The following is a 16,206-nucleotide window of genomic DNA, read 5'->3' as shown; positions in this document are numbered from 1 at the left end:
AATACAAATATTTTATTCGCTTAACCTAATAAAGATGCTGACAAAATGGGCAAAATAATTGTAGCATCTCCATAGATGACAACATTTTCGCTTGTCGGTTTAATCTTATTCCATGATATAGCTTCTCTAGGTTTAGCACCACTAAGACTTCCATCATATTCTTGAGCTGTAGTTATGTATATCGCATAATCTAATCCGTCTTTAAATTGGTTCCACCAAATTGTATGATGCTTACTTATCCCTCCTCCTATTATAAGAGCACCGGACTTTTTACATGAAAATATTAGATCCTTTATAAGTTTCATGTCTTCAAAGAGATTTAACTTTAATTGAGTAAATTGTGAGTATATAAACAAGTTAGTTCCAAATGATCCATCAATAATACCAGGAACTATAATAGGAACTTTTTTCTCATAAGCGGCTTTTAGTATGGAGTTTTCATCACTTATTCTTTTACCAAATTCCCATAAAAGCTCATATACAGGCCATTCCTTCTTTATACTAACTATCTCATTCATATATTTTCTTACTACATCTTCAATTACTTTACCATAACTTTCCATTGGAACCAGAATATTGCCTAGTCTATGAATTTCTAATTCTCTAAGCATAGAATCATCATATTCGAAAAGACCTTTATAGTACTTCCCGCCGAAACTTCTAGCTATATCATGATCAATAGTACCTCCTGTTGTAATTATTACATTAAAATATCCTTGCTTAATAAGATCAGCAAATAGACCTCTTAATCCCGTAGATACCAGATTTGCAGTAAAAGATAAGAATCGTAAATCGGCTTCTTTTATCATATCTTTTAGTATCTTTACTCCTCTAACTACTGATTCTGCGGTAAACCCATAAACTTTATCTAATATCTTATAAAAATCTGCATACCCCTTAAGCTCTTCTAATGTTAGATCTTTTATTTCCTCGACAAGTAATTCTTCTCTTTTCATCCTTTAGTAACACCTATTGGTCTTAATCTTACAACTAGTTTAGCTATTTTTACCTCATGAGCTACTTTAGCTACTCTATCTACATCTTTATAAGCTCCAGGAGCTTCTTCAGAAACTACTCTTCTGGTAGCAGCTCTTATAACTATTCCTTTTTGCTCCAGATTCTGTACAACTGAATTTACTGGATAATTACGTACAGCGGCCTCTCTTGACATCCATCTACCAGCACCATGAGGGGCAGTATACCATGTCCTTCTACCTTCTGGAATTCCAACCATAACATAACTTGCAGTACCCATACTACCGGGAATTAAAACTACTTGACCAATATTCCTATAATCTACTGGAATTTCTGGGCTACCAGGTGGAAAAGCTCTTGTAGCCCCTTTTCTATGAACCAAAACTTTCTTTCTCTTTCCATTAATATCATATTCTTCTATTTTAGCAATATTGTGAGCAACATCATATATTATGCTTAAATCTAATTTTTCTGGGTCTACATGAAAAACTTTTCCAAAGCTTTCTCTAACCCAATGTGAAATCATCTGCCTATTAGTCCAAGCAAAATTTGCTGCTGATGCCATCGCATGAATATAGTCTTGAGCTTCCCTTGTATTAAATGGAATTGCTGCTAATTCTCTATCTGGTACTGTTATATTATATTTCTTCATAGCTCTTTCCATAATTTGTAAATAATCACTAGCTACTTGATGACCTAATCCCCTAGAACCAGTATGAACCATTACAGTTACTTGTCCTTCATGGGTAATTCCTAACGCTTTAGCAACCTCTGGATCATATATTTTATCAACCACTTGAATCTCAAGAAAGTGATTTCCCGCGCCTAAAGTACCTAACTGAGTATGTCCTCTTTGCTTAGCTATAGGACTAACCTTTGAAGGATCAGCTAAATCCCAACTACCATGTTGTTCTATATGTTCCATATCTTTTTCCCAGCCATATCCGTTATCCACAGCCCATCTCACACCTTCAGCCAGTACATTATCTAACTGCTGGAAAGACAATTTTACTTTTCCTTCACTTCCTACTCCGCTAGGTACATTTCTATAAATCTCTTCAACAAGATCTCTAAGCTTATCTTTTACATCTTTATAATCCAAATTAGTTCTAAGAAGTCTAACTCCACAGTTAATATCATATCCTATACCTCCTGGACTCACAACCCCTTCTTCATCAATTGCTGTTGCAGCTATCCCCCCAATAGGAAATCCATAACCCTGATGCCCATCTGGTAAGACATAAACAGACTCTTGAACACCTTGCAAACATGCAACATTCATTGCTTGTTTCAAAGTAAGATCTTGTTTCATTTTTTCTATAAGTACATCATCTGCAAATACTGTAACTGGTACCTTCATACACTCTTGAGTTCCTTTATCAATACGCCATTCATAAGTATTTACTCGTTTTATCGTAACTTGTGACATTCCAAATGAAAATATATAGTAATTTGTTAATAAATCTGTTTTGATGATGACAATAGCGGACGCTGAGAAATGATGTTCACTGGCTGAGCTCTGATTATATTACTTTTTTAGAAGCTTCTCTCTTCTTTTCTAATATATCATCGTATTTTCTTCTAACGTCTTTAGCTACTCCAGATATACAATCTGGATCTGCTGAGAGAACAACTTCACGTAAGAACTTATATGCACAAGCCTTACTGTGAAAATAATAATCAGTACCTTTTATTGTTATTTTGACTCCTTGTCCTTGGGGAAACATTCTACCGCAAACTATACAAACGTATTTTTCAATCATGTTTTGAATCGTAGAGTTTAAATTTTTAAAAATAGCGGTATAATGTGCATTTAGTGATTGCGGTGATAGTTAGTGAATAATTTGCACGCTAAGTTGCTGACCCTTATAAAAGAAAAAGGATGGGACGAGCTAACACCGGTACAAAAGCAAACATTATCTCCAATTTTGGAAGGATATAACACATTGGTTATTGCACCCACTGGTTATGGCAAAACAGAAGCAGCACTTTTACCGATATTTAATTTAATGCTTCATGAAAACATAAAACCAGTTGCCGTACTATATATAACACCATTAAAAGCTCTAATTAATGATATAACGTTAAGAATAGAATGGTGGGCAAACAAACTTGGGTTTATTGTCAGCAGAAAACACGGAGAGGTTCCACAAAAGGAAAAAAGTTACAGATTAAGAAAAGCTCCTCATATTTTAGTTACAACACCAGAAGGACTAGAAATTGATTTAGATTGGGCGACTAAATTTAGGGAATATTATAAAAATTTACGATGGGTTATAATAGATGAAGTTCATGAGTTAATAAATTCTAAGAGAGGAGCTCAACTATCTTTACTTCTTGAAAGACTAAAGAATTTTATTGGATATGATTTCCAGAGAATTGGATTATCTGCTACTATAAATAATGAAGAGATAGTTGCCAAACTTATATTTGGATCCTCTCAAAGAAGGCATCACATAATAAGAGTAAGTTCTTCAAAGTCTTTTGATGTAAAAATATCTAAAATTCCATCTGAAAAAGATATATGGGAATCCGCTGCAAAAACTATTTTATCAAAAATTGAAAGACCTAGTTTATTATTTACAAATTCAAGGTTCACTACGGAAAGACTGTATGAAGAACTTGAAAAAATGAATGCAAATGATATTTATGTTCATCACTCTTCTATATCAAAAGAAGAGAAAATAAAAGTAGAAACAAGTTTAAGGGAAGGAAAAGCTAATCTCGTTATATGTACTAGGACTCTTGAACTTGGTATACACGTAGGAGATATTAAAAAGGTGTTCTTATACAGACCTCCACCCTCAGTAGCTTCATTCTTACAAAGATTAGGTAGAAGTGGGCATGCAGTAAATAGTGTTTCTCGAGGAGAAATATTATGCTTATACGACTTTGACATATTAGAAAGTTTAGCACTTTACAAACTGGCTAAAAATGGGAAAATTGAAAGCCCCTATATATTCCCGTATCTCGATGTTGCATCAAGAGAAATAATTGGCTTAGCGTTACAGTATAATGAAATAAATGTAGATCAAGTATATGAAATTATAACATCATCTTATTATTATAGGAATCTTTCTAGGCAAAAATTTGATGAATTAATTAGGTATTTAGCCAAAAGAGAAGTGATTAAAATAGAAAATAATAGTATTAAATTAGGCAAAGCATTCTTCAAAATATGGCGATTTGAAAAAGATAATAAGATGAGTTGGGCTAAAGAATTTTCAGAGTTCTTCTCATTTATAAATACTGATGATACTTTCTCTATCCGTTTTGAAAATACGCCAGTAGGTGAAATAGATGCTATATATGTTTACAGACACTTAAGAAATAACGATATTATTAGAATAAGTGGAAAAATATGGAAAATAGTAAATATAGATTTTAATAAGCATTTAATTAATGTAGTTCCTGTAAATAATGGAGAAGGAGAAATACCTATTTGGAAAGGAGAAAACATATCTAAGTCTAATCTACTAACTTCTGAGTTAGCTGATGTTATTAAAGACCTTGATAAAGAAAAGGAATTATTAGATAAAGAGGCTAAGTTATCAATAGAGAAATTTATTAATTATTATAAAGTCCATAATTTACCGCTACCTTCACAAAAAATTATCTATGTAGAAAAAGATGACGATGAAATAATATATTCTACGATTATTTCAGAAAAAATAGCTAATACAATATCGCATATGCTATTATATTTAGCTACAAAGAAATATAATCTGAATGTATCTGCGAGAGCATCAATTTATGGTTTTTCAATAAGAGGTATTAGAGAGGATTTATTTAAAGAGATATTGGCATTGGATTATAAAGATATTAAAAAATTAATAATTAAATCAATATTAAGATCTCCATTATTCTTTGCAATAGCTAAAGAAATTCAATATAGTTTCGGCAAATTAGGAAAACTTATTCCAAAAGAGGATAAAATTATTATAAGAGAAGCTCTCAAACAGACAGTATCTAGATACTTTAGTATAAAGGGAACGCTTAACTATATTAGTAAAATAAAAGAAGGAAAAGTTAGACTAATTGCCATAGAAGGATTAACACCATTAGGAAAAGCCGTTTTAACTCATACTCCAATAAGACCTTGGATTTCCGATTTACAGTTAAAAATCTACCAAGCATTAAAAGGAGGAGCTTACACATTAGAAGAGTTGGCTGAACTAGTTGGAGTTTCGAAAAAAACATTAGAGTTGAAACTAAAGAAAATGAGAAAACCTTGCTCTAAATATAGGACGTTATCATTCATAGATATTGATAGTGGAGAAACAAGATGGTGCTTAGCTGAAGATATAAAAGATATAGTAGACTCAGGAGATTATTATAATTCCTTTAGTCCAATAAATCTTGATGAAACATACATTGCAGTAATGAGACCATTACAATCCGAAGGAACAACAGAAATAGTTTTCAGAGTTAAAGATTTAGTGGAAAATCCAAATTATTTCCTCAGAAAAATTCCTTTTAATGAAATTCTAGAACTTAGACTTAAAGATCCAAATGACGCATTAATATTCTCAATATCTCCTAAATATTATTACGTAAGCAAGACTACTGTCGGATTTTTAGTACTGAATGCTGTTAGTTATATTCAGAATAAGAAATTTGGATGATGAAGCCCTTAAATATGATCGGTGATAAAGGCCCGTGTTACTGATAGACAGATTTATTTTTCTTCCTTTATAATCCACTAACGATATAAAATGACTGTGAAAAAGCCAAATGAAATTTTAATAAGTAGAACAAAAAGGGTAGAAGATTATGTTTTAGATGTAATAGTTATGTTTAATCAAGGATATGATGAAGTAGAACTTAAGGGTGTTGGAAATAGTATATATAAAGCCGTTGAAGTCTATAATCAACTTAAAGATAGACTTGGAGATGGTATAATTTTAGAAAAAGCTGATATAGGAAGCGAAGTAAAAGACAGAAGAAGAATATCATACATTAGTATCAAGCTTAAGAGAGTTTACTAATTTTCCAGATATTTGTGTAATCTCCTTGTGTAAATCTTCTAGTACATAGTCGACATTTACATCACCATTTGCTATTTTATCTATTTTCTGTAATAACAATTTTGTCCTATTTTCACTAATTAAGTCACTACAACATGAAGATAAAAATTCATAAGCCTTTATGCCTTTGTTAGTAGCTATAAGCAATGCCTTTCTTTTGCTTTCTACTACATATCCATGCCTTATAAGTGCAGAAATAGTCTTAGCGTAAGTGCTAGGTCTTCCTATTTCTTTTTCTTTCATATTCTTTATTATCTCAGCATATGTAAATAATGGTATTATAGATCCTTTAGTCAAATATGTGGAATATTTCTCACTTACTACATAAGTTTTTAAAGGATAAATTATAGAAAATCCACCACTTATTTTTGTAGGTAACTCTACCTCAAGTTTTTCACCATTTATAAATATTTCAAATTTGCTATAAGTAACCTCGGCTGGCTTCATTTGACTTGCTATAAATCTTCTAAATATTAAATCATATATTCTTAAATGATATTTAGTGAACTTTATGAAATATTTATTAGGATTATCCTCAATATCTTTAATAAGACTCTCTGTATCCATTGAAGATGTTGGTCTAATCGCTTCATGTGTGCCTTCATTTCCCCATGATCTACCACTAAAGCTATCATTTAAGTTTTTAGATTCAAGATATTCTTTCGCAATTGATATACCTAATGCAGATACATGAGTACTATCAGTCCTATGATAGGTTATTAAACCAGATTCAAATAGGTCTTGTGCAATTTTCATTACTATTTGGGAACCAATCCCTAGTTTATCATATGCATCCATCAATAACGAATCTGTAGTGAATGGTGGCAAAGGATTTTGTATTTCCTTTCTTTCAGATATTAAATTGATTTTAATATTTAATTTTTCTATGAATTTATTTGCTTCCTCTTTGATCCTAAAGAATTTCTTTATAGCGTAATCTCCTAACTTTATATAAAGAATCCAACCATAATTCTTCTTATACTCTTTTGTTCTCTCTACAATCCAACTTAACACAGGCCCTTGCACTCTACCTGAACCATGATTCCTTTCATAAAACATAGATTTTAATGCCAAGCTCAGCTCAAAACCGATCCATCTATCTTCTATTCTTCTTACTATTTGTGATTTTACTAGATTCATATTAATTTTTCCTTTATTTAATATAGCATTTAAAATTCCATTTCTAGTAATTTCATGATATTTAATTCTATAAATATTCTTATTATAGGGACTAATTAACATAGCTACATCATATGCAATCTTTTCTCCTTCTTGATCTGGGTCAGATGCTATGTATATTTCATCTACTTCTGTGCTTAACTTTCTTAATGCTGAAACAACTTTCTCTGATGATGAGATAAATACAGACCCGCAGTAAGGACATGTGTTAGACTTGATTGTAAACGTTTTTCCACAATTATAGCATTTATAAATTGGCGAATAGTACGCGTTAAATTCATTATTACCGACTTCAACGCCATAGTAACCTATATTTTCTGTAGTTAAGTCGGTTATATGGCCTTTAGTAGCTATAATATTGGTTATTAAAATCTCGTCGTTAACTAAAATTATAGTTTCATAGACAGGTATGCCATGAACTTCTCTTCTACTAGGTCTTCCAAATAGTCTTGCTATAGTCTTAGCTTTCGTAGGAGATTCTACTATTAGCAATATAGTCTTAATATTTATTTTCTTTTTCTGGGACGTAGATACTTCTCTACTTGAGACAGCCAAGGATTTTAATTCTCTTATATCTACTTCATTTATATTTTTAAACATAAAATTTGGTATAATTTTCTTTAGTTTTTGTGAAAGAATATCTAACAAATCAATATTATCCACTAGAACTATACTAATACCAAATGTTAAACCGTTACTAATTATTCTACTACTTCTACCAGAAGCCTGAATATAGGTGACAGTATCGGGTATATATACGTAGTATTTACCATTATTTTCAGTTACTAAAAATGTATCTGCTTTCAGTTTTTTAATATTATCACTCTTTAAAACATCCCATATTTTTTCTTTAATATTTATTAGATTAACTTTAATATCTTTTAGTTTTCCGCTGAGCTCTTCATCTTTCATTAAACTATACCTCAATATTTGAAATTCTGGTGGACTTAGGAATAGTAGCTTTCTTCTGATATCTTTTACATCTATATTAAGTAATTCTCCTATTTTTACTATAAGTGATGGATTGTTTAGTGCATCGGTTAAATTTAACCTAATTTTAGGTATGCCATAGAAGATTACATATTTTAGCCTTTTAGGCTCATCAAGACCTCTTACTGCTACTCCATAATAACTGGCAGAACCAATCAAGTAATCAATTTTACCTTCAGTAAATTTATTGAGGAATTTTCTTCCAGATATAGCAAGACCAGTAGAATATCCTCGTTTTTCTATGATTTCCTTTAATTCTAACATTTTTTCTCTTCCATATTCTTTGGAAACTAATAATAGTCCACCATTATCTGAAATTTTATCTAAAATTGCCTCTATATCTACTCCTTGATAATATAAATCGGCTATGTTTCTCAAATAAGTCTGAATAGTAGAGGGTTCAAATCCTATTAATGTTCTTAAGGCTTGTTGTTTTATACCCTTTGGCCTTAACGTAGCACTAGCTACTAGAAACTGAACGAAAGGCTTCCAGCTACCAATTTTATATTCTAGTTCTACTATTTTATTTTTTAACTCTTTATCATCTTCGTTAAATTTAAGAATTCTTTTCAATCTTATTAAACTGATAGCATACTGGAAAATTTCCTCTGATATCCCTAGTATTTTAGCCATTACCTCTGTCGTTTTACCACTTTTTAGAATCATATCAGAATCATCAACTATGACTAACTTTGGTTGTAGACTGACATAGTTATCATAATGCCTTAATATTCTATTGAAGGTTGCAACATTTATGTATTCTTCTTTAACATCATTACAGCTAACCTTGGCCCCCATGTTTCTTAATCGTTCGCATATCTGATCTTTTAAAGAGTTGGTTGGAACTACGTATAAAGTCGTATTACTAAAGAATAATGAATATACTAGAAGAGTTGTGGTTTTCCCTAATCCAGTAGGCGCTGAGAGTGAAAAACTCTCGCTCTTGGCTAATCTTTTTATCCAATATTTTTGCAAATTCCAGGGCTCATTTCCTATTACCCGTTTAAATATCCTAACTATTTCTTCAAAAGTTTCATTATCATAAAAGTATTCTGCATAACCTTTCAACGTAGAATTTTTAACTAACAAATCATAGATTACTCTGTAATCTAAATTTTCTACTCTTCCAGGTAAACATTTACTACATGGAACTCCGGCTAGTAAATGTTCATCATCGATAGGACCACCACAGTTAGGACAACCAAACGTATAGTAAACCTTCAGCATGCTAAAGTATTAGATTAGATTAGTATGATCTTAAAAATCAAAAAACTAAGTGATACTTAATGAATTCTTTTAACAAGACCTTTAAGATAACTTTATTATCCTTATTCGTAATTCTATTATCCGACCACTTGGGTGGAAAAAGATGAGCAGCACTGCAACCCCAACTCCAAGCAATGTAGTATTAGTAGGTAAAAAGCCAGTAATGAATTATGTCTTAGCAGCTCTAACTCTATTAAACCAGGGTGTAAGTGAAATAATAATAAAAGCTAGAGGTAGAGCAATAAGCAAAGCCGTAGATACTGTAGAAATAGTGAGAAATAGATTCTTACCAGACAAAATAGAAGTTAAGGAAATTAGGATAGGAAGCCAAGTAGTAACAAGCCAAGATGGTAGACAATCTAGAGTATCAACAATCGAGATAGCTATAAGGAAGAAAGCATAACAAAGATAAAGCCTTTTTATTCAGCCCTTTTCTTTAAGCAATAGATTAATTAGTATCTTTATATATTATATAATTCTGTGGTAATATGCCAGAAAATACTCAACCTTCTTATAAAGTAGAATTTGAAGGAAGAGCAAAAATAGGAGAAGTAATGGGTAATCTAGTTTCGATACAACTAAAACCTGAAGATCTTTCTAGCCCTCTAGCTTTTCAGATGGCTTTAACCAGAATATACAACGAAGTATTAAATATGATGCAACAGCAACCTAAGCTACATTATGTAGCAGAAGTAAAATTCAACGATTCTATGGGAAATCCCGTTGTTGTAGGAGTAGATTTCGGTGATAAAATACCTCCAATTAGCAAAAAAGATGTAAAGGTTAAAATTACTATTGAGTTTTATGATGAAGAGTAAGCCTTCTTTTTAAATATTCATAAGATACAATAGATAAGTATTCATCAAAGGAAATTAACCTATATTCTAGTTCATTGACTTTAACTATAAGACCTAATTTTACCATATATTTTAACGTATTTTTAATAACTTTTTTTGAAAAATATGGAGATAAAGTATCTAACGCTAAGCCTATATTAAACTTATCATTTCTAAATTTCCTATATAGTAAATAATATATAACTATTTCACGTTTTTTTAACCATCTCATAATCAACAGCCTAGTTACTCATCATGTATCAGACCTTACAAGGTTATATCATTCAAAACTAATATAAAAAATGGAGTTAAAATGCCTTATGTTGATAAAGGCTCTCGTATATGTAAAGCTGAGTACAACTTAGATATAAAATCTAACGATATAATAATAACCTACCCAGCATTGTTAAAAGTTAATAAAAATCTAATAATTTATCCACCTTTGTCAAAAATATCAGACGAGTGTAAAGATGAAATAGAAAGTCCTTCATGGGTTGATGGTTATGTTGTAAAGGGGAATGAAAGATTGGAAATTATAGCAGAGAATTTGATTACTGTTAAAGGAGAAATTAATGTAGATTGCAGCAAGATATTAACAGCGTATACATTAAAGAAAATTTTAGGGGAAGTTGAATTACAAATATCAAATGTAATCACTAGAGGGTATCCTATCATATCAATCAATGGATATACACTGATTAGCTTATACAAGGACTCTGTTATAATCTATACTCCAACCATAATTCCTATTATAAAAACATTTGCTTATTCTGTGTTTTATTATACCAAATCTTCTTCTGAAGAGGAATAAATATCTAATCCAAATGTTATATCTTTTCTCTTAGAAGCCTGATACTCTTCTGCCGTACCTCTAGTAACTATTTCATAAAGTCTTGCGACCTTACCATTACTTGGTCTTAAGAGCCTTCCTAGTCTTTGAATAAATTGTCTTCTTGAGCCAGTTCCGGTAACTATTATTCCTACATTAGCGTCTGGTATATCTAGTCCTTCATCACCTACAGTAGTTAACACTAGTATCCCAGATTTTAATGTTTTAAATATTCGCAGTATTTTCTCTCTTTCATTCTTATTTGTCTTACCGGTTATTAAATAAGCATTATACTTCTTTGCAATTTCTTCAGCCTGATCTACGTATTGTGTAAAAATTAGTATCTTGTTTCCATTTTCTTTTTGGATTATATCATCAAGAGCCTTTAATTTATTTTCAGCTAGATTAACAATTTTTTTCATTTCATTGTAAATTTTCATAGCTTCAATAGCATTAGAATTACCCTCTTTTACTAACTGTATTAGCTCCGAAACCTTTTTACCTCCAGCCACTTTTCTAAATTGAGAGAGTAGAGTAGCATACTTCAATTTTTCCTTAGACGTTAAATTAACTCTAATCTGAATTAATTCGAATGGGGCTAAATAACCCTTCTGAATTAATTCTTGGGGAGTTTTAAAATATATTAATCCGCCCATCAATTTAAATAACTCTTCATGTTTTCCATCTTCCCTCACTGGAGTAGCCGAAAGACCAAGCCTTTTAGAGGCTATACATTTAAGCGCTATCTCCTTAAATCTATCTGCAGGTAAATGATGTGCCTCATCTATTATCAAAAGCTCAAATTTGCCTGATAGTTCATCAATATGCCTATATGCAGTATGATACGTTGTTATCGTGATAGGTCTTATGTTCTTTTCCTCAGAATAGTAAAGACCAATATCACTTCTGTTCGCATCTGTAAATTTAAGTATTGCGTCCCTCCACTGTAACATTTGATCCTTAGTAAATGTAACTATTAGTGTCGACTTCCTAACTTCAGTAATTATTTTTATTCCAATGACTGTCTTACCTGCACCAGTAGGAAGTGCTATTACTCCAGAACCACGTTGTAGCCACGTATCTACTGCCTCTTTCTGATAATCTCTCAGTTCTCCCTTGAAATTAATGTTTAATTCTTTTACATCTAATCCCAAGTCTTTAATCTTTAGTCCGTTTTCTTCTAATCTATTTTTTATCTGATAGTAGTAGTATGGATCCGTTACATACACCTTACTCTGCTTATCATATTTTAAAATGCCTTTATCTTTGTAATCCTTTATAATATCTAGAATGAAAACGTGAGGTTTTATTATTAACTTTCCATCTTTAAGTTCAAATTCTACATCATACTCGGGCAAATATTTAGCCATTTCCCTTAAGTCGGTTTCACTTAGTTCTATACCAAGTTCAGATAAAATAGAAAGTATATCGTCTAATTTAACTTTATTTCTTCTTGCTCTTTCTATGTCTATCACGAATTGTGAACCATTTTTATCTCTACCTAAAAACCTAGAAAACGTTAGCAATTTTTTAAATGTCTCATCATCAAGCCATTGCTGTGTATAAAAAGTCTTCAAGAGCATCTCTGATCACTTCAACATAAATAACTTTTATATCATTACCAAACATATTTATAAAATTCCTTAAATTAGTTATTTGGTATATAAAATAGGTATTACCATTTTCCTCGGGCTTAAAAATGCCAATTAATCTCAAATCATTATTTGAATATTTCTTATTAGAATATAGTAAAATATAAAGAATTTCGTTCTCATAAGGATTAACCCTTAAAATAATTCCATCACCATTATCTAGCGTAATGCCTATAAACTCTTTACCCAGCTCCTCACATTCGCTAAGCCCATAAAATAATGCTTCCCTAAATCCCTCCCATTTTATGATATCAATTAGTTCTTCAGCCTTCATTGATTTTTTAATTAAAAAGCAGTAACTAATTAATATGTCGTATATTATTGCTCTTACAACAATTGGTGGAATGGAGTCCGCTAAGAAAATAGCAAAAACTCTAGTTGATGAAAGACTTGCAGCTTGTGTTAATATAATACCTTATGTAAAATCCTTTTATGTTTGGGAAGAGAAAACCACTGAAGATGATGAAAGCTTATTAATAATAAAAAGCGATGAAAAGGTAAAGGAAAAATTAATAAACAGAATAAAGGAACTTCACACTTATACTCTACCAGAAATTATTATAATAAACTTTAATGATGGCTTACCAGATTATTTAAAATGGATTAGTGAGAGCGTGAGAAGAAGTGAAGATCGAAGTAAATAATGAACTTATTTCTAGATTACAGAATTTAGCCCTAGTAGAATTAAATGATAGAGAAAAGGAAAGAATAAAACGAGATATAAAGAATATTCTCGATTTCTTTGATCAGATAAATAAACTAGACCTTTCTAATGTAGAACCTTTATTTCATCCTATATCTACTGGTAAGCTTAGAAAAGATGAAATTATAAAACCATTGAGTAGAGATGAAGCATTAAGTAATGTGAAAAGAAAGGAGGATGGCTTTATAGTAGGACCTGCTACCTATGGGGAGTAATATGATTATGAAACTGGTAGAAGACTTACTAAATAAGAACTTAGATATTGATGAATATGTTGAAAGAACATATGAAAGAATCGAGAAAATTGAGAAAAAAATCAAAGCGTTTATAACAATAAGGGATAAAGAAGAAGTTAAGAGAGAAGTAAGGGAAAAGCTTAAGAATCCTAAAGGGAAATTATCTGGAATTCTAATAGCTATTAAGGATAACATCTCCACAAAAGGAATTAGAACCACTTGTGCTTCTAGAATGTTAGAGGATTATGTACCGCCATATGATGCCACTGTAATAGAAAAATTAAAGCAAGAAGGAGCAGTTATTCTAGGCAAAACAAATATGGATGAATTTGCAATGGGATCGACAACGGAGACAAGTTATTTTGGCCCTACAAGAAATCCTTGGGACCTAGAGAGAACACCTGGGGGAAGCTCTGGGGGAAGCGGAGCCGCATTAGCTGCAGGAATAGTAGATATAGCTTTAGGTAGTGATACTGGAGGTTCAATAAGAGCGCCAGCTGCGTATAATGCCGTATTTGGCTTAAAGCCTTCTTATGGGACAGTTAGTAGATTTGGGTTAGTAGCTTATGCAAATAGTTTAGAACAAATAGGACCGATGGCAAAAAATGCTGAAGATCTGGCTTTACTCTATTCAATAATCTCTGGTGATGACCCTAAAGACGCTACTACAATTCATTTTGAACCCCAAGTACCGGAAAAAGTAGAACTGAAAGATGTTAAAATTGCTGTTTTGAAGGATATAGTAGAGGCATCAGATAAACCAGTTGTTTCAATATTTAACTCAACTCTAGATAAATTAAGTTCTGAGGGGGCAATAATTAAAGAAGTGAATTTAGGATATGCTGAATATGCTTTACCGGCTTATTATATTATTGCTATGTCAGAGGCTAGCTCTAATTTAGCTAGATTTGATGGTGTAAGATACGGATATAGTAAATACTCTGAAGGTAATTGGAGAGAGACTTTTGCTAAAAATAGAGGAGAAGGATTTGGAATAGAAGTTAAAAGAAGAATATTATTAGGAAGCTTTATCCTAAGTGCAGGATATTATGAAGAGTTCTATATTAAAGCACTTAAAATTAGGAGATTAATAAAAGATAATGTTGATAATATACTTAAAGAATTCGATCTAATAGCATCACCAACTATGCCTATATTGCCTCCAAAAATAGGTGAGGTAGTTGAGGATCCTATTAAAATGTATGCTATGGATCTAAACACTGTAATTGCAAATTTAGCTGGAGTACCAGCTTTATCTCAGCCAGCAGGATTCTATAATAATTTACCCATAGGATTACAACTTATGGGAAGATATTTGTCGGACTATTACATTATGGCTATTTCAGCAAAAATAGAAAAAGTACTTAACCTTTATGATTTAACAGCACCTATAAGTTAAAGTTTTTAATCTTACATTCAGTAGTTTAATAGATGGTAAGTAATCTTAGGATAGATACTTTAAGCTTGATAATGAAAGAACTAGAAAAAGAAAAATATCACATAGTTGGAAATCATAGTGTATATAAGAAATGTCATTGGACTCACGAAGCCTTAACTTCAGGGAGATACTGCTATAAAGGCAAGTTTTACGGAATTGAAAGCCATAGATGTGTTCAAATGTCACCTACTGCTGCGTGGTGTTGGTTCAGATGCATCCATTGTTGGAGATTAGAACCAGAGGATATAGGAATTGAATGGGATGAAACAAAATTACCAGTAGAAGATGATCCAGATATTATTGTGGAAAAAAGTATAGAAGAACATAAAAGGGCAGTCTCTGGTTATTTTGGACGTGAGGGAGTAGATAAAAACAAAGTTAAAGAGGCTATAACACCTAAACATGTAGCTATAAGCCTTACAGGTGAACCCACATTATATGATAGGCTTGGAGAACTAATCAAAGAGTACCATAAAAGAGGGCTTACAACCTTTTTAGTAACTAGTGGAGTAAGGCCAGATATACTTGCAAGCTTAGAAGAAGAACCTACTCAATTATTTGTATCACTTCAAGCCCCTAATGAATTTAAACATAAACTAATAAATAGACCTATTGTTGCAAACTCATGGAATTTAGTTATGAAAACATTAGAAATTCTTCCAAGCTTTAGTTCGCCCACAGTTATAAGAATGACTATGATAAAAGGATTCAATATGAGCGATGAAGATGCAAGAGAATTTGCAAGACTCATGGAAATCGCACAACCAACATATATTGAAGTAAAAGCATACATGCATGTAGGACCTTCTACTTATAGACTTAGTAAAGATGCTATGCCTAGACATTTTGAAATTAAAGAATTTGCTAAAAAATTAGCTGAGTATACTGGTTATAAAATTCTATCTGAACATATACCTAGTAGAATAGTCTTATTAAGTAAATTAGATAAGCCTATACAGATAGGTAATGCTTGGACAGATAACTGGAATTGGGCAACTAAAGACATAGAAGATGATATAAATGGAGAATATAAAGAAGCAGAACTAGGTTGTACGGAGGGAGAAACTTGAAAAGA

The 16,206-nt window shown here is 31.6% G+C and carries 16 protein-coding genes; 9 read left to right on the top strand and 7 right to left on the bottom strand.

Annotation, left to right across the window (positions count from 1 at the left end; all coding sequences use genetic code 11):
- Positions 1-20: 20 nt before the first annotated feature.
- The 3 genes from STK_RS07135 to STK_RS07125 form a co-directional block, all read right to left on the bottom strand.
- Complete coding sequence (locus STK_RS07135; RefSeq protein WP_010979315.1) at positions 21-956, bottom strand: deoxyhypusine synthase; 936 nt, start codon at positions 954-956, stop codon at positions 21-23.
- Entirely contained in the window at positions 953-2,404 is a 1,452-nt protein-coding gene (locus tag STK_RS07130) for an RtcB family protein (RefSeq protein WP_010979314.1), read from the bottom strand. Before STK_RS07130 ends, STK_RS07135 begins: the two co-directional genes overlap by 4 nt.
- A 94-nt stretch (positions 2,405-2,498) precedes the next feature.
- On the bottom strand, positions 2,499-2,738 hold the full coding sequence (locus tag STK_RS07125) for a hypothetical protein (RefSeq protein WP_052846524.1): 240 nt from the start codon (positions 2,736-2,738) through the stop codon (positions 2,499-2,501).
- Between the two features lie 72 nt (positions 2,739-2,810).
- Between STK_RS07125 and STK_RS07120 the strand changes: the two genes are divergently transcribed.
- Positions 2,811-5,600 (top strand): DEAD/DEAH box helicase, encoded by a 2,790-nt coding sequence (locus tag STK_RS07120; protein WP_010979313.1) that lies wholly within the window; start codon positions 2,811-2,813, stop codon positions 5,598-5,600.
- 90 nt (positions 5,601-5,690) lie between these two features.
- Complete coding sequence (locus tag STK_RS07115) at positions 5,691-5,963, top strand: ribonuclease P subunit p25 family protein (protein WP_010979312.1); 273 nt, start codon at positions 5,691-5,693, stop codon at positions 5,961-5,963.
- Here STK_RS07115 and rgy read toward each other — a convergent pair.
- Positions 5,928-9,398, bottom strand: a complete 3,471-nt coding sequence (rgy, locus tag STK_RS07110) for a reverse gyrase (protein WP_010979311.1) — start codon at positions 9,396-9,398, stop codon at positions 5,928-5,930. The two genes, STK_RS07115 and rgy, sit on opposite strands and share 36 nt — an antisense overlap.
- A 142-nt stretch (positions 9,399-9,540) precedes the next feature.
- Between rgy and albA the strand changes: the two genes are divergently transcribed.
- Together albA and STK_RS07100 are read left to right on the top strand one after the other, a co-directional pair.
- Positions 9,541-9,840, top strand: a complete 300-nt coding sequence (gene albA, locus STK_RS07105) for a DNA-binding protein Alba (protein WP_010979310.1) — start codon at positions 9,541-9,543, stop codon at positions 9,838-9,840.
- A gap of 85 nt (positions 9,841-9,925) precedes the next feature.
- Positions 9,926-10,255 carry a hypothetical protein gene (locus STK_RS07100; protein ID WP_010979309.1) on the top strand — a complete coding sequence of 110 codons (330 nt, stop codon included), beginning with the start codon at positions 9,926-9,928 and terminating at the stop codon, positions 10,253-10,255.
- On the opposite strand, the gene STK_RS07095 is transcribed toward STK_RS07100, so the two are convergent.
- Positions 10,230-10,511: a hypothetical protein gene (locus STK_RS07095; protein ID WP_184650928.1), complete on the bottom strand. Its 282-nt coding sequence runs from the start codon at positions 10,509-10,511 to the stop codon at positions 10,230-10,232. The genes STK_RS07100 and STK_RS07095 overlap by 26 nt on opposite strands.
- A gap of 75 nt (positions 10,512-10,586) precedes the next feature.
- On the opposite strand from STK_RS07095, the gene STK_RS07090 reads away from it, so the two are divergent.
- On the top strand, positions 10,587-11,084 hold the full coding sequence (locus STK_RS07090; protein WP_010979308.1) for a hypothetical protein: 498 nt from the start codon (positions 10,587-10,589) through the stop codon (positions 11,082-11,084).
- Here the strand turns inward: STK_RS07090 and STK_RS07085 are convergent.
- Both STK_RS07085 and STK_RS07080 read right to left on the bottom strand, forming a co-directional pair.
- Positions 11,054-12,685 carry a DEAD/DEAH box helicase gene (locus STK_RS07085; protein ID WP_010979307.1) on the bottom strand — a complete coding sequence of 544 codons (1,632 nt, stop codon included), beginning with the start codon at positions 12,683-12,685 and terminating at the stop codon, positions 11,054-11,056. The two genes, STK_RS07090 and STK_RS07085, sit on opposite strands and share 31 nt — an antisense overlap.
- A complete protein-coding gene (locus STK_RS07080) occupies positions 12,648-13,028 on the bottom strand; it encodes a hypothetical protein (RefSeq protein ID WP_010979306.1) in 381 nt (126 codons plus the stop codon). Before STK_RS07080 ends, STK_RS07085 begins: the two co-directional genes overlap by 38 nt.
- 34 nt (positions 13,029-13,062) lie before the next feature.
- On the opposite strand from STK_RS07080, the gene cutA reads away from it, so the two are divergent.
- From cutA to twy1, 4 genes are read left to right on the top strand one after another with little or no spacing between them, the layout of a single operon-like run.
- The gene (gene cutA, locus STK_RS07075) at positions 13,063-13,398 is read left to right on the top strand and encodes a divalent-cation tolerance protein CutA (RefSeq protein WP_010979305.1); all 336 of its coding nucleotides are present in this window, start codon (positions 13,063-13,065) and stop codon (positions 13,396-13,398) included.
- The gene (gatC, locus tag STK_RS07070; RefSeq protein ID WP_010979304.1) at positions 13,379-13,672 is read left to right on the top strand and encodes an Asp-tRNA(Asn) amidotransferase subunit GatC; all 294 of its coding nucleotides are present in this window, start codon (positions 13,379-13,381) and stop codon (positions 13,670-13,672) included. Before cutA ends, gatC begins: the two co-directional genes overlap by 20 nt.
- Position 13,673: 1 nt before the next feature.
- A complete protein-coding gene (gatA, locus tag STK_RS07065; protein WP_052846522.1) occupies positions 13,674-15,092 on the top strand; it encodes an Asp-tRNA(Asn)/Glu-tRNA(Gln) amidotransferase subunit GatA in 1,419 nt (472 codons plus the stop codon).
- Positions 15,093-15,124: 32 nt separating this feature from the next.
- Entirely contained in the window at positions 15,125-16,201 is a 1,077-nt protein-coding gene (gene twy1 / locus STK_RS07060) for a 4-demethylwyosine synthase TYW1 (protein ID WP_010979301.1), read from the top strand.
- Positions 16,202-16,206 lie beyond the last annotated feature (5 nt).

Origin of the sequence: Sulfurisphaera tokodaii str. 7 (assembly GCF_000011205.1) — an archaeon.
GTDB classification, from domain to species: domain Archaea; phylum Thermoproteota; class Thermoprotei_A; order Sulfolobales; family Sulfolobaceae; genus Sulfurisphaera; species Sulfurisphaera tokodaii.
The sequence above is the reverse complement of the archived record's forward strand: the minus strand, read 5'-3'. Positions and strand labels throughout refer to the sequence as shown.